Origin of the sequence: Tibeticola sp., from assembly GCF_022759015.1 — a bacterium.
GTDB classification, from domain to species: Bacteria; Pseudomonadota; Gammaproteobacteria; order Burkholderiales; family Burkholderiaceae_C; genus Tibeticola; species Tibeticola sediminis.
Genome location: NZ_JAEMQB010000178.1, coordinates 1 through 15,955 on the forward strand (window position 1 = coordinate 1; position 15,955 = coordinate 15,955).

Here is a 15,955-nt window from a genome sequence, read left to right on the forward strand (position 1 = left end):
GGAATATCCCGGAACGCTACGAAAACCCGAACGCGGTGCACTCAGCCTAAATCCGGCAGTTGGGCGCGCCCGGGCGGGTCGTCATCGGGCGCGCGGGCAAGGCGCAAACCACAGCCATGGCGGGCGCCATGGCGAGGATTTGCAACGCCGCCCCCGCGCCCGAGGGCGACTCGAACGGGTGCGCAGCGCTCACCCCAACGGCGAACGGCCTGCGCACCGAAAATTGTTGAAACATCAACACCTTGCATTCAGCGAAAAGCGGTCAACTGCCGGATTTAGGCTCAGCGTGCCAGCGCCTTGAGTGCGAGTTTGATGCCTTCGCTCACGCCCACGTCGGGCGGCAGCGCCTGCACCGCAGCGGCCGCTTCCTTGTCGTTGTAGCCCAGCGCGCGCAGCGCCTGCTCGATGTCGGCCTGCGCGTCGCTGCTGGCGCTGCGCGGGCTGGAGAGCTCCGCGCCGAGTTTGCCTTTGAGCTCGAGCAGCAGCCGCTCGGCGGTTTTTTTGCCGATGCCCGGCACCTTCACCAGCCGGCCCGCCTCTTGCGCGGTGATGGCCTGCGCGAGTTCGGCCACCGACAGCCCCGAGAGCACCGCCAGCGCCGTGCGCGGCCCCACGCCGCTGATCTTGATGAGTTGGCGGAACGCCTCGCGCTCGGCCGCGGTGCCAAAACCGTAGAGCAGCTGCGCATCTTCACGCACCACGAAATGGGTGAGCAGCACCACCGGCTGCCCTACGGCGGGCAGGTGGTAAAACGTGCTCATCGGCACCGAGACCTCGTAGCCGACGCCGTGGCAGTCGACAAGAATCTCGGGTGGGTTTTTCTGGGCGAGCGTGCCGCTCAACTGTCCGATCATGGGCGCTTTCAGGAGTCGATCGCTGGCTTGCGGGCGCCTATGATGGACCCCCCGAGCCGAGTTAGAGGAATTATCCGCTTGATCCTGCGTCACACCTTCACCCCGCACGACAACACGCGCCTCGCGCATCTCTGTGGCCCGATGGATGCGCATTTGCGCACGATCGAGGTCGCGCTCGACGTGCGCATCGCCCACCGCCACGAGCAGTTCAAAGTCGAGGGCCCCAAAGCCCGCGCCACCCGCGCCATGGAAGTGCTGCAAGCCCTCTATGAAATGGCCGAGCGCGACATCCCGGCCGACACCGTGCAACTCATGCTCGCCGGCGACGAAGCCGCCGCGCTCGGCGACGAAGGCGTCAACCCCATCGTCTTGCACACCCGCCGCGCCGATCTGCGGGCGCGCACGCCCAACCAAAGCCTCTACCTCGAGGCCATCGCCACGCACGACATCACCTTTGGCATCGGCCCGGCGGGCACGGGCAAAACCTACCTCGCGGTCGCCTGCGCCGTCGACGCGCTGGAGCGCTCGGCGGTGCAGCGCATCGTGCTCACGCGGCCGGCGGTCGAGGCCGGTGAAAAGCTCGGCTTCCTGCCCGGCGACCTCGGGCAGAAGGTCGACCCCTACCTGCGCCCGCTTTACGACGCGCTCTACGACCTCATGGGTTTTGACAAAGTGCAAAAAGCGTTTGAGCGCGCGCAGATCGAAATCGCGCCGCTCGCTTTCATGCGCGGGCGCACGCTCAACCATGCCTTCATCATCCTCGACGAAGCGCAGAACACCACGCCCGAGCAGATGAAGATGTTCCTCACGCGCATCGGTTTTGGCTCGAAAGCCGTCGTCACCGGCGATGTGAGCCAGATCGACCTGCCCAAGACGCAGACCAGCGGCCTCCTCGATGCCGAACGGGTGTTGAAGCGCGTCAAGGGCATCGCCATGTGCCGCCTGGCCAGCGCGGACGTGGTGCGTCACCCCTTGGTGGCGCGCATCGTCGACGCTTACGAAGCACGCGGCCGCGCACCCGGCGCGGCCTGAGCGCAGATCGGATGCTCTGTTTTCAAGAGCAAAACATCAACGTTCCAAGCTGGCCCTCGGCCCATAACCCTCAAAAATCGTTGCCATGAGCCTGCCTGCCCTCACCCTGTCGCTGCAGTTCGCCCGGCTCGCGCCCGCGGAGGCCGCACGCCACCGCGCCGCGCTGCCCCGCCACCGCGTGGCGCGCTGGATCCGCCATGCGCTCGAACGCGAGGCCGAGATCACCGTGCGCATCGTCGACGCCGACGAAGGTCGCGCGCTCAACCGCGACTACCGCGGTAAGGACTACGCGACCAACGTGCTCACCTTCGACTATGCGCAGCACCCCATGGTCTGTGCCGACCTAGTGCTTTGCGCGCCGGTCGTGGCCCGCGAAGCCGAAGAACAAGGCAAAACGCTCGAAGCGCACTACGCGCACCTGCTGGTGCACGGCACCTTGCACGCGCAGGGCTGGGACCATGAAACCAGCCCCGAAGACGCCGAAGCCATGGAAGCACGCGAAGTGGCAATCCTCGCCGCGCTCGGTGTGGCCAACCCCTACGGTTGAACGGCGGCTGCTTTAGCAACGCCCGAAGGGCGCTCAGCGCACGATCAGCTTGACGATGCCGATGATGGCAAAGATCGGCACCACGAATGCCGCAAAACTCACCCACAGGAGCTGTTTGGGCGTCTTGATCGGGCCGGTGTGGCTCTCGTCGTGCTGCTCGGACATGGCGCGTCTCCTTGATTCATCGTTGCTTATGGAGTCGCGATGCTAACCCGGGTTTTTGAGAAAAATCAATCCTCCGTGATCGGCCTCAGGAGTCGCAGACCTTTTCGCCGACACGCGACGAGCCCGCTCGCTCACTCAAATCAAATCTTTCGGATCGTCGAAATGCCCCTCGACATCGCTGGGCAGCAGCTGGATCGTGGCGCGCAAGCCCGGCACGGCGCTCATCAGGGCCTGCTCGACGCTGGTGCGCAAGGCCGCCGCGCGCCCCAGCGTCCAATGCGCGGGCATGTGCATGTGCACGTCGAGGAAACGACGCTGGCCCGCGCGGCGCGTGGTCAGGTGATCGAAGCGCACGATCGCGGTGTTGCCCCGGCGGTACTCGAAACTCGCGAGCGTCTCCTGGATCGTCTTCAACACCTCGGGCTCGACCGCCTCATCCATGAGGCCCTGCGCCGAACGCCAGAGCAAGTCGAAGCCTTCACGCAGGATGTTGAGCGCCACGCCGATCGCCACCACTGGGTCGAGCCAAAGCCAACCCGTGAGCTGCACCGCAGCCAGTCCCACCACCACGCCCGCCGAAGTCCAGACATCCGTGAGCAAATGGCGGGCATCGGCCTCGAGCGCCATAGAGCGGTGCACGCGCGCCGAGCGCAGCATCAGCCATGACAGCAGGCCGTTGAGCGCCGAGCTCAGCACCGAAAGTCCCAGCCCTAAGCCCAGTTGCTCGAGCGGCTGAGGCGCGAACAATCGCTCCACCGCCGCCCAGATGATCCCTGCCGCCGCGGCGATGATCAAAATGCCCTCGAAACCCGACGAAAAATATTCGGCCTTGTGGTGCCCGTAGGGGTGATCGTCGTCCGCGGGCCGCGCTGCGATCGTGACCATGATGAGCCCGAACACCGCCGCCGCAAGGTTGACCAGCGACTCCATCGCATCGGACAACAACCCAACCGACCCGGTCAGATACCAGGCCAGCGTCTTGAGACCAATCGTGATGATGGCCACCGCGACCGAGGCCATCATCAACCGACGCGGCGTCAAGGCCCGCAGCAGCCCGGTCGAGCCCCCCGTGCGTGTCGGCTCCGTCATGACAGATGCACCCGGGCGAACTTGCGCTTGCCGACCTGCACCACGTAGGTGCCGGCGTTGAGCTTCAAACCCTTGTCGGACACCACCGAACCATCGACCCGCACGCCGCCGCCGTCGATCAGCCGGTTGGCTTCGCTGGTCGAGGGCGCAAGCCCTGCCGACTTGAGCAACGCCGCGATGCCCAGCGGCGCGCCGCTGAGCGACACCTCGGGAATCTCATCCGGAATGCCGCCGCGCGCGCGGTTGTTGAAGTCGGCTTCGGCCGCCTCGGCTGCGGCAGCGCCATGAAAGCGCGCCGTGATTTCCTTGGCCAGCGCCACCTTGGCGTCGCGCGGGTTGCGGCCGGCCTCGACTTCGGCCTTGAGCGCCTCGATCTCGCGCATGGGCTTGAACGACAGCAATGGATACCAGCGCCACATCAGCGTATCCGAGATGCTCATCACCTTGGCGAACATGGTGTTGGCTGGCTCGCTGATGCCAATGTAGTTGTTCTTCGACTTGCTCATCTTCTCCACGCCGTCGGTGCCCTCGAGCAGCGGCATGGTGAGGATGCATTGCGGCTCCTGGCCGTATTCCTGCTGCAGGTGCCGCCCCATGAGCAGATTGAATTTTTGATCGGTGCCGCCGAGCTCCAGGTCGGCTTTCAGCGCCACCGAGTCGTAGCCCTGCATCAGCGGGTATAGAAATTCATGCACGGAAATCGGGGTGCCGGCCTTGAAGCGGTCGTGGAAATCGTTGCGCTCCATCATGCGCGCGACCGTGTACTTGGCCGCGAGCTGGATCATGCCCATCGAACCCAGCGGAATCGACCACTCGCTGTTGTAACGAATTTCTGTCCGCGCGGGGTCGAGCACCAGGCTCGCCTGCTTGTAATAGGTTTCGGCGTTGGCCTTGATCTGATCGGGCGTCAGCGGCGGCCGCGTGGTGTTGCGCCCGGACGGGTCGCCGATCAGACTGGTGAAGTCACCGATCAGAAAAATCACCTGGTGCCCCAAGTCCTGCAACTGCCGCAGCTTGTTGAGCACCACCGTATGCCCGAGATGGATGTCGGGCGCGGTGGGGTCCAGGCCCAGCTTGATGCGCAGCGGCACGCCCGTCGCTTCCGAACGGGCGAGCTTTTTGAGCCAATCGGCTTCAGGGATGAGTTCCTCACAGCCGCGCAGCGTCACCGCCAGCGCCTCGCGCACGCGATCCGTGACCGGATACGTTGAGACGTTTGTTTCATTCATAAGGGTTTTCTCGGAGGCTGCGAAACGGGGGGTCGCTATACTTGGCCGCTTCGCGAGGTGCCGGCATTTTAGGCGCCTCGACCGGCCGGCAGCCCCCGCCGCTCGCCCTCGGGCTTGCGGCTCCTCGTGGGACTGCATCGCCCTTCCCCTTTGGAGACCTTGCCCGCATGCATGATCTGCCGCGCATGGTGCTGTCGTTCTGGAAGCTGCTGCAGCGTCATCCCAAACGCGTGACGGCCATCGTCGCCACGCTCGCTGCCGTCAGCGGTGGCGGCGCTTTCGCCGTCGCCTCACTCGGCCCCGACCCCAGCACCTTCCCGGTGCGCGAAGTGCTCGAAGCCGTCGAACCCCTGCCGCTGCAACCTCAGGTACAGGCACTCGACCAGCTCCAGCTGCAACTTCGGCGCAGCACCACCACCCGAGCCACCGACACCACCGACAGCCTGTTGCAACGCCTGGGCATTGCCGACCCGGACGCCGCCGCGTTTTTGCGCCGCGACCCGCTCGCGCGCCAAGCGCTGTTGGGCCGCAGCGGCCGCATCGTTCGCGCCGAGGCCAATGCGCGCCATGAGCTCACCGAACTCACCGCACGCTGGGTGCTGACCGACGAAGACCGCGACTTCCAGCGGCTGGTCGTGCGCCGAACCGACCGAGGCTTCACCTCGGAATGGCAGCGCGCCCCGCTCGTCGCCAGCCATCGGCTCGCCAGCGGAACGATCGATTCCTCGCTGTTTGCAGCGGCCGACGCGGCCCGAATCCCCGACGCGGTCACCATCCAGCTCGCGGAAATCTTCGCCAGCAACATCGACTTCCACCGCGCGCTGCGCAAGGGCGACCGGTTCAGCGTCGTGTATGAATCGCTCGAAGCCGACGGGGAACCGCTGCGTGCCGGGCGCGTGCTCAGCGCCGAATTCGTCAACGACGGCAAGACCTTTCAGGCGCTTTGGTTCCAGGAAGCGGGCAAGAAAGGCCAGTACTACGACTTCAGCGGCAAGAGTCTGCAGCACGCCTTCCTCGCGTCACCGCTCGCTTTCTCGCGCGTCACCAGCGGTTTTTCGCTGCGCTTTCATCCAATCCTGAAGCAGTGGCGGGCACATACCGGGGTCGACTACGGAGCCCCCACCGGCACCCCCGTCCGCGCCGTCGGCGACGCGCAGGTGGAATTTGCCGGCGTCCAAAACGGCTATGGCAACGTCGTCATCCTGCGCCACCGCAACGGTGCCCAGACGGTCTACGCGCACCTCAGCCGCATCTTCGTTCGCGTGGGGCAATCGATCAGCCAGGGGGAGACCGTCGGCGCGGTCGGCGCGACCGGCTGGGCCACGGGCCCGCATCTGCACTTCGAGTTCCGCGTCAACGGCCGCCCGGAAGACCCGCTGAAGATCGCGCGCACGGCCGAGGCGGTACCCGTCTCACCCGCGGCTCGCCCGGCGTTCGAGCAGGTCGCCCGCACCATGCGCATCAACCTGCGCGCGGCCGACGGCTACGACCTCGCCGCGGCGCAGTAAGCACCGAACGACGGCATCCCCGGTGCCCCACGCGGCGCGCTACATCGGCCTGATGTCGGGCACCTCCGTCGATGGCGTCGACGGCGTGCTGCTGCGCTTTGACGACCCGGGAGAGCACGCCCCGCTCGAGCTTCTGGGTTCGGCCTCGGTTCCGATGCCGCAGAGCCTACGCGCCCAGTGGCTCGAACTGCAGCACGCCGGCGACAACGAACTGCACCGCGCGGCCCTCGCCGCCAATGCCCTCAGCCGCCTTTACGCCGAGGTCGTGGCACGGCTGCTCGAGTCGAGCGGCTGCAGCGCAGAGGACATCGTGGCCATCGGCGCTCATGGGCAAACCGTGCGCCACCAGCCCGGCGCCCACGACGGCGTCGGCTATACGCTGCAATTGCAAAACCCTGCGCTGCTCGCTGAGCTCACGGGCGTGACCGTCGTGGCCGACTTTCGCAGCCGCGACGTCGCCGCCGGCGGCCAGGGAGCACCGCTCGTGCCCCGGTTTCACCGCGCGCTCTTCGGGCAGTCTCGAAGCGCTTTGGCGGTGCTCAACCTCGGCGGCATGGCCAACCTCTCGGCCTGGACCGCCCCCGAGGGCGCACTCATCGGCTTTGACTGCGGGCCCGCCAACGTGCTGATGGACGCGTGGTGCCAGCAGCACACGGGCGCACCCTACGACGCGCAGGGCTCATGGGCCCGCCAAGGCCGCGTGCATGCGGGTTTGCTCGCGTCGATGAAGTCCGACCCCTACTTCGATGCGCCGCCACCCAAGAGCACCGGACGCGACCGCTTCAACCGCGCTTGGCTGCAGCACCACCTCGAGCGCGCGGGCGCGGGGGTCACACCCGTCGATGTTCAAGCCACGCTGCTGGAACTCACTGCGCAAACCTGCTCCGAGGCCTGCCGTCGACACGCGCCTCATGCCGAGGCGCTCGTGGTCTGCGGGGGCGGCGCATGCAACGATCGACTGATGGAGCGGCTGGGCCATCTGCTCGCCCCGATGCCCGTGCGCAGCAGCGCCGAGCACGGCTTACCGCCGCAATGGGTCGAGGCGGCGGCTTTTGCTTGGCTGGCGCGCCAGACCATCGAGGGTCGGCCCGGCAACGACCCCCGGGTCACCGGGGCGCGCGGACCGCGGATCCTCGGGGCGATTTACCCGCGCTGAGGCGACGTCGGCAAGCGACGGCGGCGATCAGGAGGTCGAGAACGACGAGCCGCAGCCGCAGGTCGTCGTGGCATTCGGGTTGCGGATGACGAACTGAGCGCCTTGCAGATCTTCTTTGTAGTCGATCTCGGCACCCACGAGATACTGGTAGCTCATCGCGTCGATGAGCAGCGTGACGCCATTCTTGGTCATCACGGTGTCGTCGTCGTTGATGATCTCGTCGAAGGTGAATCCGTACTGGAAGCCCGAGCAGCCGCCCCCTTGGACGAAGACCCGCAGTTTCAGATCGGGATTGCCCTCCTCGGCGATCAAATCGGCCACTTTGGCCGCGGCGGCGTCGGTGAAGATGATGGGGTCTGGGGGTGTCTGAGGCGCAGCAACAGCAGGGGCGGTGGATTCGGCAACTTCACTCATCGGAAGGCTCCCGGAAACGATAAAGGGCCCACATGGTAGCGCAATGCACCGCGGCGGAAAGATCCCGCCGCCTTTGGCGCCTGTGCGGGTGGGGACATTCGGCTCCAGCAGGGAAACGAGGCCCCAAAAGACAAAGCCGCGGCAGACGTATCGTCCACTGCGGCTTGCAGCCTTCGTTCCAACGGGGGCCAAGCCCCCGGGAAAATCAGCGCTTGGAGAACTGCTTCGCGCGACGGGCCTTGCGCAGACCGACCTTCTTACGCTCGACCTCACGGGCGTCGCGGGTGACGAAGCCGGCCTGGCTCAGCACGGGCTTGAGCGTCGCGTCGTAGTCGATGAGCGCACGGGTGATGCCGTGGCGCGTCGCGCCGGCCTGACCCGACTCACCGCCGCCGTGCACATTGACCTGGATGTCGAAGGTTTCGACATGGTTGGTCAAAAACAGCGGCTGCTTGGCGATCATGATGGACGTCTCGCGACCGAAATAGTCCTTGATGTCCTTGCCGTTGATCGTGATCTTGCCGGAGCCTTTTTTCAGAAACACACGGGCGACGCTCGATTTGCGACGGCCGGTGCCATTGTTCCATTCACCAATCATCTCGAGGCTCCTCAGATTTCCAGCACTTTGGGCTGTTGTGCGGTATGCGGATGCTCGGCGCCGCCGTACACCTTGAGCTTCTTGATCATGGCGTAGCCCAGCGGCCCCTTGGGCAGCATGCCCTTGACGGCTTTCTCGAGCGCACGGCCCGGATGCTTGGCTTGCATGTCGCGGAAGTTGGTGGCCTTGATGCCGCCCGGGAAACCGGAGTGACGGTAGTAGACCTTGTCGGTCTCCTTGGTGCCGGTGACGCGCAGCTTGGCTGCGTTGATGACGACAATGTAGTCGCCGGTATCGACGTGAGGCGTGTAAATGGCCTTGTGTTTGCCGCGCAAACGGAGAGCAACTTCACTGGCTACTCGTCCGAGGACCTTGTCGGTCGCGTCAATCACAAACCACTCGTGCGTCACGTCAGCGGGTTTTGCGCTGAACGTTTTCATGAGTTTGCTCTTTCGAGGTGGTTTGTCGGACTCTTTTCCACGGTCGGCGTTCTTCTTCCGAGAACCTCTTAGGTGGGGTTGAAGCCTCTGGCCTGGCGGCAGGGACTTCCTTCGCCGCGGAGTCACGGATTCGCTGCGAAGCCCGACATTATATGAAATTCGGCCGTCCGTGCCCGCCTCGGGCTACCATGGCGGCATGTTCAGTTATCGCCACGCCTTTCACGCCGGCAATCATGCCGACGTCCTCAAACACCTCGCGCTCATCGCCACCATGCGGCATTTGCTGCGCAAGCCGACACCTGTGCTGCTGGTGGACACGCATGCAGGCGCCGGGCTCTACCGGCTCGACAGCGACTTTGCGCAAACCGCCGGCGAAGCCGCCGATGGCATCGTGCGTCTCTGGGAGGCGGCCGCCGCCAGGCCTGCGGCAGATCCAGGCGCCGCAGAGGACGCCCTGGCGGACTATCTGCAGATGATCGCGTCCTTCAACCCCGACGGCCAGCTCCGCTATTACCCCGGCTCGCCCTTCATCCTGCAGCGCCTCATGCGCAGCGAAGGCGGTGACCGGCTCAAGCTGTTTGAACTGCATCCCACCGACAGTCGGGCGCTGTCCCGAAACATCGCGCAGCTCAAGCCAGGCCGCAGCGTCAGCGTCCTGCGCCAGGACGGCTTCGAGGGGCTGCGCGCGTCGCTGCCCCCGCCACCGGCCGGTACCGGGCCGCGCCGCGCATTGGTGCTGATCGACCCGAGCTACGAAATCAAGAACGACTACGCACGCGTGGCCGACGCCATCGCAGACAGCCTCAAGCGCTTCGCCACCGGCACCTATCTCGTCTGGTACCCGATCATCCCGCGGCCTGAGGCGCATGAACTGCCCCGGCGCCTCAAGACCTTGAGCCATCAGGCCCGTCGCCCCTGGCTGCACGCGACGCTGTCGATCGGTGCGGCGTCGACGCCCGCCACGGCCGCGGTGCAGCCCGGCGAGCCGCGCCGCCCCGGACTGCGTGCGAGCGGCCTGTGGGTCATCAACCCGCCGCACACGCTCAAGCCCGCCCTCCAGGCAGCTCTGCCGCGCGTGCTGGCCGCCCTGGGTCGCGGCAGCGGCAAAGGATACACGCTCGAAAACGGCGACTGAAGCAAAGGCTCAGCACCGTGCAACCGATGCACCCCAAAGACCGCATCGGGACAAACCCGAATTAACCGACCGACCGGTCGGTTAATCGATATACTGCGCTCCTCGCCCGCCGTCCGTGGGCGCAGGAGACGCGCATGTACACCCAATCGTTCAATGTCCGTGACGCCGGCGAAGAAGCCGGGCTCAAGGCCGTCGCGCCGCCGCTGAGCCAGGCCGAAGCCGAGTTGCAGGCCCGCTTCGATGCACGCATCGACGCCGACGAAAAAATCGAGCCCCGCGACTGGATGCCCGAGGGCTACCGCAAGACGCTGGTGCGGCAGATCAGTCAGCACGCGCACAGCGAGATCGTCGGCATGCTGCCCGAGGGCAATTGGATCAGCCGCGCCCCGAGCCTCAAGCGCAAGGCGATCCTGATCGCCAAGGTGCAGGACGAAGGCGGCCACGGCCTGTACCTTTACAGCGCCGCCGAGACGCTGGGCACGAGCCGCGAGCAGATGCTCGACGCCCTGCACAGCGGCCGCGCCAAGTACAGCTCCATCTTCAACTACCCCACGCTCAACTGGGCCGACGTGGGCGTGATCGGCTGGCTGGTCGACGGCGCGGCCATCATGAACCAGATTCCGCTCTGCCGCTGCTCCTATGGCCCTTACGCGCGCGCGATGATCCGCGTCTGCAAAGAGGAGAGCTTCCACCAGCGCCAGGGCTACGAAGCGCTGCTGGTGATGATGCAGGGCACGCCGGAGCAGCGCGCCATGGTGCAAGACGCGGTCAACCGCTGGTGGTGGAAGTGCCTGGCCATGTTCGGCCCACCCGACGCCGACAGCCCGCACAGCGCGCAAGGCATGCGCTGGGGCATCAAGCGCATCAGCAACGACGATCTGCGGCAGAAGTTCATCGACGCCACGGTACCGCAGGCCGAGGTCTTGGGCGTGACGCTGCCCGACCCCGACCTCAAATGGAACCCCGAGCGCGGCCATTACGACTACGGCGCGATCGACTGGGATGAATTCTGGGCCACCGTCAACGGCAACGGCCCGTGCAACAAGGAGCGGCTCGCCACGCGCGTGGCCGCTTGGGAAGAAGGCCGCTGGGTGCGCGAAGCCGCGCTCGCCCACGCCGAGAAGCAACGGCAACGCACCCTGAAGGAGGCCGCATGAGCCCAGAGACGAAAGCCGCAGCGCCCGCCCTGCGCGACTGGCCGTTGTGGGAAGTGTTCATCCGCAGCAAGCAGGGGTTGGAGCACAAGCATTGCGGCAGCCTGCATGCCGCCGATGCGCAACACGCGCTGCAGATGGCGCGCGATGTCTACACCCGCCGGCAGGAGGGCGTGAGCATCTGGGTGGTGCCGTCGGCGGCCATCGCCGCGAGCGACCCCTCCGACAAAGACAGCTACTTCGACCCAGCGGCCGACAAGATCTACCGCCATCCGACTTTTTACGAAATCCCCGAACAAGTGGGGCACATGTGATGGACGCGGCGCTCGCAACCACCACCGCCACGGCGCCGGTGGACTACCTGCTGCACCTGGCCGATAACGCGCTCGTGCTCGGCCAGCGCAATGCCGAATGGTGCGGCCACGGCCCGGTCATCGAGGAAGACCTTTCGATGGCCAACAACAGCCTGGACCTCATCGGCGAAGCGCGGCTGCTCTATCAACTCGCCGCCGATCGCATCAACGGCGATGCCGCCGCGTCCGCGCGCTTTGCGCACCTGCGCGGCGCACGGGTGGATGGCGCCGTCACCGAAGACACCCTCGCCTACTTCCGGGACACCGCCGAATTCCGCAACTACACGCTGCTCGAACTGCCGCACAGCCCGCCGCGCGCGGCCACCCACGCGGCTCTGCGCGACTACGCCACGACGATCGTGCGCAACTTCCTCTACAGCGCGCTGATGCTCGGCGTCTGGGATCGCCTGGCCCGTGGCGCCGATCCTGCACTGGCCGGCATCGCGGCGCGCGCGGTCAAAGAAGTGCAATACCACTACCGCCACGCGCGGGACTGGCTGGTGCGCTTCGGCGACGGCACGGCCGAGTCGCATGCCCGCGCGCAAGCGGCCATCGACCACCTCATGCCCTACACCGAAGAATTCTGGAGCCCGAGCGAGGCGGAAGCCGCCGCGCGGCGCGCAGGCACCGGGGTCGATGGGGTGGCGCTGCGCGGCGAGTGGGAGGCGCGGGTCGATGACGCGCTGCTCGAAGCGACGCTGCAGCGCCCGGCTCCGCACCAGGGCTATGTCACCGAGGGCAAGCACGGCAGGCACTCGGAACACCTCGGTTTTCTGCTGGCCGAAATGCAAAGCCTGGCACGCGCCCACCCGGATGCGCGGTGGTGAGTCGCAAGGCCCGATGAACCTCGCGCCCGCCATGACCGAGCTTCACCCCGCACCAGACTTGAGCGCCATCTGGGCTGCACTCGAAGCGCTCACGGACCCGGAGATCCCCGTCGTGACGCTGCGCGAGCTGGGCATCCTGCGCGAGGTACGCCGCGGGGACGACGGCGGGGTCGAGGTCGTCATCACACCCACCTACAGCGGCTGCCCCGCCATGGCCCAGATCGAGGACGACATTCGCTCGACGCTGGCCGCGCTGGGGCTGCCCGTGCGCGTCGTGACCCAGCTCGCGCCCGCCTGGACCACCGACTGGATCACCGAGGCCGCGCGGGAAAAGCTGCGCCAGTACGGCATTGCGCCGCCGAGCGCCTGCACGCCACCGGCTGCGGCCGGCGAACGGGTGCTGCGCTTTGCCGCACGCGCGTCTGCCGAGCCGGTGCCCTGCCCGCGCTGCGGCTCGATGCATACCTCTGAGCTCGCGCATTTCGGCTCGACCGCATGCAAATCGCAGTGGCGGTGCCTCGACTGCCTCGAGCCCTTCGATTACTTCAAACCTTATTGACCCGACCGCCCCACACGGACGCGCGACCGCGCGAGATTTGCACCATGTCTGCCGCTTCCCGCTTTCATGACCTGACCGTTGCGCAGATCCGCCCCGAGGCGGCAGGCTCGGTCGCCATTCGGTTCACCGTCCCGCCCGAGTTGGTGGACACGTTTCGCTTCGAGCCCGGGCAGTACCTGACGCTGCGCGCGACCATCGACGGGCAGGAGGTGCGTCGCAGCTATTCGATCTGCATGGCGCGCAGCGACTACGCACGCACGCACGAGCTCGAAATCGGCATTCGACCGATGGAGGGCGGGCTGTTCTCCAACTGGGCCGCGACGAAGCTGCGCGTGGGCGACACGCTGGGCGTCATGCCGCCGCAAGGGCGCTTCGTTTCGCAGCGCCCGCAGGCCTTGCACCGCGTGGGTTTTGCCGCGGGCTCGGGCATCACGCCGATCCTGTCCATCATGGCCAGCACGCTCGAAGAGCAGCCGCGGTCCAAGTTCACGCTGGTATTTGGCAACCGGCGCATGGACAGCGTGATGTTCAACGAGACGCTGCAAGACCTCAAGGACCGCTACCGCGACCGGCTCACGCTCATCCACATCCTGTCGCGCCAGGCGCAGGAGTCGGATCTGCTGCAAGGCCGTATCGACGCGCAGAAAGTGCGCGACCTCATGGCCACGCTGCTGCCCCCGGGCAGCATGGACGAGGTGTTCATCTGCGGCCCCGAGGCGATGATCGAAGCGACCGAAGGCGCGCTGCTTGCCGCCGGTGTCAGCCCTCGGGCGATCCGCACCGAGCGCTTCACCTCGCCCGCGCTCGAAGCCATGACGCCGGAACACCGCCGCGCCGCGATTGCCGCACATGCACCGGTCGATGCGGGCCCGGTGGCGCTGACGGTGATGCTCGACGGCAAGCCGCATGAACTGCGCATGCACCCCGAGCAGCATGTGCTCGATGTGGCGCTGGCCGCCGGGCTGGACGTGCCCTGGTCGTGCAAGGGCGGGGTCTGCTGCACCTGCCGCGCCAAGGTGCTCGAGGGCAGCGTGCAGATGGACAAGAACTTCACGCTCGAGCGTTGGGAAACCGAGCAGGGCTTCGTGCTCTCTTGCCAAGCCCGTCCGACCTCCGAGCGGCTGACGGTGAGCTACGACGAGCGATGAGGCAACGCGCCGCGCACAAAAAAGCCCGCAGTCGCGGGCTTTTTTATGGCACGGATCACACGCGTTCGAGCGCCTGATCCAAGTCGGCCAGAAGGTCGTCGATGTGCTCGATGCCGATCGACAGGCGGACCATATCGGGGCTCACACCGGCCTTCTTCATTTCTTCGGCGTTGAGCTGGCGGTGGGTGGTCGTGGCTGGGTGGCAGGCGAGCGACTTGGCGTCGCCGATGTTGACGAGCCGGGTGAAGAGCTTGAGCGCGTCCTGGAAGCGCGCGCCGGCGGCCATCGCGTCGTCGGCCTTGAGGCCGAAGCTGATGATGCCCGAGGCGCGGCCACCCATGTACTTGCGCACCAGCGCGTGGTCGCGGTGGTCGGGTAAGCCCGCGTAATTCACCCAAGCGACCTTGGCGTGCGCTTGCAGGTGACGCGCCACCTGCAGCGCGTTTTCGCAGATCCGGTCCATGCGCAGCGCGAGCGTCTCGATGCCCTGCAGGATCTGGAAAGCGTTGAAGGGCGAGAGCGCCGCGCCCATGTTGCGCAAGGGCACGACGCGGGCACGCCCGATGTAGGCCGCTGGGCCCAGCGCCTCGGTGTAGACCACGCCGTGGTAGCTCACATCGGGCTCGTTGAGGCGCTTGAACCGCGCTTTGTGTTCAGCCCAGGGAAACTTGCCGCTGTCGACGATGGCGCCGCCGATACTGGTGCCGTGCCCGCCGAGGTATTTGGTGAGGGAATGCACGACGATGTCGGCGCCGTACTCGAAGGGGCGGCACAGCGCGGGGCTGGGCACGGTGTTGTCGACGATGAGCGGCACGCCTGCGGCATGGGCGACGGCGGCGAGCGCGCCGATGTCGGTCACGTTGCCCAGCGGGTTGCCCACCGATTCGCAATAGATGGCCTTGGTGCGCTCGTCGATGAGCGCGGCAAAGGACGCCGGGTCGCGCGGGTCGGCAAAGCGCACGGTGATGCCCTGCTGCGGCAGCGTGTGCGCAAACAGGTTGTAGGTGCCGCCGTAGAGCGTGCTGGCCGAGACGATGTTGTCGCCCGCCTCGGCGATGGTCTGAATCGCGTAGGTGATGGCCGCCATGCCCGAGGCGACAGCGAGCGCCCCGATGCCGCCTTCGAGCGCGGCCAGGCGCGCCTCGAGCACCGCGTGGGTGGGGTTCATGATGCGGCTGTAGATGTTGCCGGGCACCTTGAGGTCGAACAGATCCGCCCCGTGCTGCGTGTCGTCGAACGCATAGGCCACGGTCTGGTAGATCGGCACGGCCACGGCCTTGGTGGTGGGGTCGGGGCTGTAGCCGGCGTGGACGGCGAGGGTTTCGAGTTTCATGAGGGACTCCGGTTGCGATGCGGGAACCAAGCGGCGGAGGCGCCGCCGAAAAACCGCGCCATGATGCCAGGGCGCGCGGGAAGGCGGAAATACGGATCGGTTGTTTGCTTATTCAACCGAAATCCGGCAGTTGGGCGCGCCCAGACCGAGCCGGCGCAGGATCTCGACGGTGGCCGCGCTTTGGTTCATGGTGTAGAAGTGCAGCCCCGGCGCGCCACCCGCGCGCAGCCGCTCGTACAGCGCGGTGACGACATCGAGCCCGAAGGCCCGGATGGCTGCGACATCGTCGCCGTAGCCCTGCAGGCGCAGCCGCACCCAGCGCGGCACCGCGGCACCGCAGGCGTCGGAGAAGCGCAACAGCTGCGTGGCGCTCGTGATCGGCATGATGCCGGGAACGATGGGCACGTCCACGCC

19 protein-coding genes and 1 pseudogene are annotated in these 15,955 nt (G+C 66.6%); 10 read left to right on the forward strand and 10 right to left on the reverse strand.

The window, feature by feature from the left end; genetic code table 11:
* Window positions 1-46: 46 nt before the first annotated feature.
* Complete coding sequence (locus JHC36_RS11165; RefSeq protein ID WP_287919134.1) at window positions 47-235, reverse strand: hypothetical protein; 189 nt, start codon at window positions 233-235, stop codon at window positions 47-49.
* Window positions 236-281: 46 nt separating this feature from the next.
* Entirely contained in the window at window positions 282-854 is a 573-nt protein-coding gene (gene ruvA, locus JHC36_RS11170) for a Holliday junction branch migration protein RuvA (RefSeq protein ID WP_287919136.1), read from the reverse strand.
* 78 nt (window positions 855-932) lie between these two features.
* On the opposite strand from ruvA, the gene JHC36_RS11175 reads away from it, so the two are divergent.
* Together JHC36_RS11175 and ybeY are read left to right on the forward strand one after the other, a co-directional pair.
* On the forward strand, window positions 933-1,886 hold the full coding sequence (locus tag JHC36_RS11175) for a PhoH family protein (RefSeq protein WP_287919139.1): 954 nt from the start codon (window positions 933-935) through the stop codon (window positions 1,884-1,886).
* A gap of 85 nt (window positions 1,887-1,971) precedes the next feature.
* Window positions 1,972-2,433, forward strand: coding sequence for an rRNA maturation RNase YbeY (ybeY, locus tag JHC36_RS11180; protein WP_124222486.1), 462 nt, complete (start codon window positions 1,972-1,974; stop codon window positions 2,431-2,433).
* A 42-nt stretch (window positions 2,434-2,475) separates the two neighbouring features.
* Here the strand turns inward: ybeY and JHC36_RS11185 are convergent.
* The 3 genes and pseudogenes from JHC36_RS11185 to tyrS form a co-directional block, all read right to left on the reverse strand.
* Window positions 2,476-2,598: pseudogene (locus JHC36_RS11185) on the reverse strand (c-type cytochrome); the annotation flags it as partial.
* Between the two features lie 135 nt (window positions 2,599-2,733).
* Window positions 2,734-3,687 (reverse strand): cation diffusion facilitator family transporter, encoded by a 954-nt coding sequence (locus JHC36_RS11190; RefSeq protein WP_287919142.1) that lies wholly within the window; start codon window positions 3,685-3,687, stop codon window positions 2,734-2,736.
* Window positions 3,684-4,916: a tyrosine--tRNA ligase gene (gene tyrS, locus JHC36_RS11195; protein ID WP_287919145.1), complete on the reverse strand. Its 1,233-nt coding sequence runs from the start codon at window positions 4,914-4,916 to the stop codon at window positions 3,684-3,686. The genes JHC36_RS11190 and tyrS overlap by 4 nt, the downstream gene beginning before the upstream one ends.
* Window positions 4,917-5,083: 167 nt before the next feature.
* On the opposite strand from tyrS, the gene JHC36_RS11200 reads away from it, so the two are divergent.
* Together JHC36_RS11200 and JHC36_RS11205 are read left to right on the forward strand one after the other, a co-directional pair.
* Window positions 5,084-6,424 carry a M23 family metallopeptidase gene (locus JHC36_RS11200; RefSeq protein ID WP_287919148.1) on the forward strand — a complete coding sequence of 447 codons (1,341 nt, stop codon included), beginning with the start codon at window positions 5,084-5,086 and terminating at the stop codon, window positions 6,422-6,424.
* 22 nt (window positions 6,425-6,446) lie between these two features.
* On the forward strand, window positions 6,447-7,580 hold the full coding sequence (locus JHC36_RS11205; RefSeq protein ID WP_287919150.1) for an anhydro-N-acetylmuramic acid kinase: 1,134 nt from the start codon (window positions 6,447-6,449) through the stop codon (window positions 7,578-7,580).
* 27 nt (window positions 7,581-7,607) lie between these two features.
* On the opposite strand, the gene erpA is transcribed toward JHC36_RS11205, so the two are convergent.
* The 3 genes from erpA to rplM form a co-directional block, all read right to left on the reverse strand.
* Complete coding sequence (gene erpA / locus JHC36_RS11210; RefSeq protein WP_124222497.1) at window positions 7,608-7,994, reverse strand: iron-sulfur cluster insertion protein ErpA; 387 nt, start codon at window positions 7,992-7,994, stop codon at window positions 7,608-7,610.
* Window positions 7,995-8,199: 205 nt separating this feature from the next.
* Window positions 8,200-8,592: a 30S ribosomal protein S9 gene (gene rpsI, locus JHC36_RS11215; RefSeq protein ID WP_124222499.1), complete on the reverse strand. Its 393-nt coding sequence runs from the start codon at window positions 8,590-8,592 to the stop codon at window positions 8,200-8,202.
* An 11-nt stretch (window positions 8,593-8,603) separates the two neighbouring features.
* The gene (gene rplM / locus JHC36_RS11220; protein ID WP_124222501.1) at window positions 8,604-9,032 is read right to left on the reverse strand and encodes a 50S ribosomal protein L13; all 429 of its coding nucleotides are present in this window, start codon (window positions 9,030-9,032) and stop codon (window positions 8,604-8,606) included.
* A 196-nt stretch (window positions 9,033-9,228) separates the two neighbouring features.
* Here rplM and JHC36_RS11225 point away from each other — a divergent pair, with 196 nt between their 5' ends.
* The 6 genes from JHC36_RS11225 (at window position 9,229) to paaE (ending at window position 14,208) form a co-directional block, all read left to right on the forward strand.
* Window positions 9,229-10,167, forward strand: coding sequence for a 23S rRNA (adenine(2030)-N(6))-methyltransferase RlmJ (locus tag JHC36_RS11225; RefSeq protein ID WP_287919158.1), 939 nt, complete (start codon window positions 9,229-9,231; stop codon window positions 10,165-10,167).
* A gap of 134 nt (window positions 10,168-10,301) precedes the next feature.
* Window positions 10,302-11,324 (forward strand): 1,2-phenylacetyl-CoA epoxidase subunit PaaA, encoded by a 1,023-nt coding sequence (paaA, locus tag JHC36_RS11230; RefSeq protein WP_124222505.1) that lies wholly within the window; start codon window positions 10,302-10,304, stop codon window positions 11,322-11,324.
* Window positions 11,321-11,635, forward strand: a complete 315-nt coding sequence (gene paaB / locus JHC36_RS11235) for a 1,2-phenylacetyl-CoA epoxidase subunit PaaB (protein WP_124222507.1) — start codon at window positions 11,321-11,323, stop codon at window positions 11,633-11,635. Before paaA ends, paaB begins: the two co-directional genes overlap by 4 nt.
* Window positions 11,635-12,501, forward strand: a complete 867-nt coding sequence (gene paaC, locus JHC36_RS11240) for a 1,2-phenylacetyl-CoA epoxidase subunit PaaC (protein ID WP_287919164.1) — start codon at window positions 11,635-11,637, stop codon at window positions 12,499-12,501. The genes paaB and paaC overlap by 1 nt, the downstream gene beginning before the upstream one ends.
* 13 nt (window positions 12,502-12,514) lie before the next feature.
* Window positions 12,515-13,060 (forward strand): 1,2-phenylacetyl-CoA epoxidase subunit PaaD, encoded by a 546-nt coding sequence (gene paaD, locus JHC36_RS11245; protein ID WP_503007047.1) that lies wholly within the window; start codon window positions 12,515-12,517, stop codon window positions 13,058-13,060.
* A 44-nt stretch (window positions 13,061-13,104) separates the two neighbouring features.
* Window positions 13,105-14,208 (forward strand): 1,2-phenylacetyl-CoA epoxidase subunit PaaE, encoded by a 1,104-nt coding sequence (gene paaE / locus JHC36_RS11250; RefSeq protein WP_287919167.1) that lies wholly within the window; start codon window positions 13,105-13,107, stop codon window positions 14,206-14,208.
* 55 nt (window positions 14,209-14,263) lie between these two features.
* Here the strand turns inward: paaE and JHC36_RS11255 are convergent, their stop codons facing one another.
* Entirely contained in the window at window positions 14,264-15,541 is a 1,278-nt protein-coding gene (locus tag JHC36_RS11255) for an O-acetylhomoserine aminocarboxypropyltransferase/cysteine synthase family protein (protein ID WP_287919170.1), read from the reverse strand.
* Window positions 15,542-15,649: 108 nt separating this feature from the next.
* Window positions 15,650-15,955 (reverse strand): methylenetetrahydrofolate reductase (locus JHC36_RS11260; protein ID WP_287919172.1); only part of this gene is annotated, 306 nt, incomplete at its 5' end.

Coding starts and splice junctions, on each gene's coding strand:
- erpA (WP_124222497.1), bottom strand. CDS start 7,994: ATGAGTGAAGTTGCCGAATCCACCGCCCCTGCTGTTGCTGCGCCTCAG.
- ybeY (WP_124222486.1), top strand. CDS start 1,972: ATGAGCCTGCCTGCCCTCACCCTGTCGCTGCAGTTCGCCCGGCTCGCG.
- paaA (WP_124222505.1), top strand. CDS start 10,302: ATGTACACCCAATCGTTCAATGTCCGTGACGCCGGCGAAGAAGCCGGG.
- JHC36_RS11200 (WP_287919148.1), top strand. CDS start 5,084: ATGCATGATCTGCCGCGCATGGTGCTGTCGTTCTGGAAGCTGCTGCAG.
- tyrS (WP_287919145.1), bottom strand. CDS start 4,916: ATGAATGAAACAAACGTCTCAACGTATCCGGTCACGGATCGCGTGCGC.
- JHC36_RS11225 (WP_287919158.1), top strand. CDS start 9,229: ATGTTCAGTTATCGCCACGCCTTTCACGCCGGCAATCATGCCGACGTC.
- paaD (WP_503007047.1), top strand. CDS start 12,515: ATGAACCTCGCGCCCGCCATGACCGAGCTTCACCCCGCACCAGACTTG.
- JHC36_RS11165 (WP_287919134.1), bottom strand. CDS start 235: ATGTTTCAACAATTTTCGGTGCGCAGGCCGTTCGCCGTTGGGGTGAGC.
- paaB (WP_124222507.1), top strand. CDS start 11,321: ATGAGCCCAGAGACGAAAGCCGCAGCGCCCGCCCTGCGCGACTGGCCG.
- paaC (WP_287919164.1), top strand. CDS start 11,635: ATGGACGCGGCGCTCGCAACCACCACCGCCACGGCGCCGGTGGACTAC.
- rpsI (WP_124222499.1), bottom strand. CDS start 8,592: ATGATTGGTGAATGGAACAATGGCACCGGCCGTCGCAAATCGAGCGTC.
- ruvA (WP_287919136.1), bottom strand. CDS start 854: ATGATCGGACAGTTGAGCGGCACGCTCGCCCAGAAAAACCCACCCGAG.
- JHC36_RS11255 (WP_287919170.1), bottom strand. CDS start 15,541: ATGAAACTCGAAACCCTCGCCGTCCACGCCGGCTACAGCCCCGACCCC.
- JHC36_RS11190 (WP_287919142.1), bottom strand. CDS start 3,687: ATGACGGAGCCGACACGCACGGGGGGCTCGACCGGGCTGCTGCGGGCC.
- rplM (WP_124222501.1), bottom strand. CDS start 9,032: ATGAAAACGTTCAGCGCAAAACCCGCTGACGTGACGCACGAGTGGTTT.
- paaE (WP_287919167.1), top strand. CDS start 13,105: ATGTCTGCCGCTTCCCGCTTTCATGACCTGACCGTTGCGCAGATCCGC.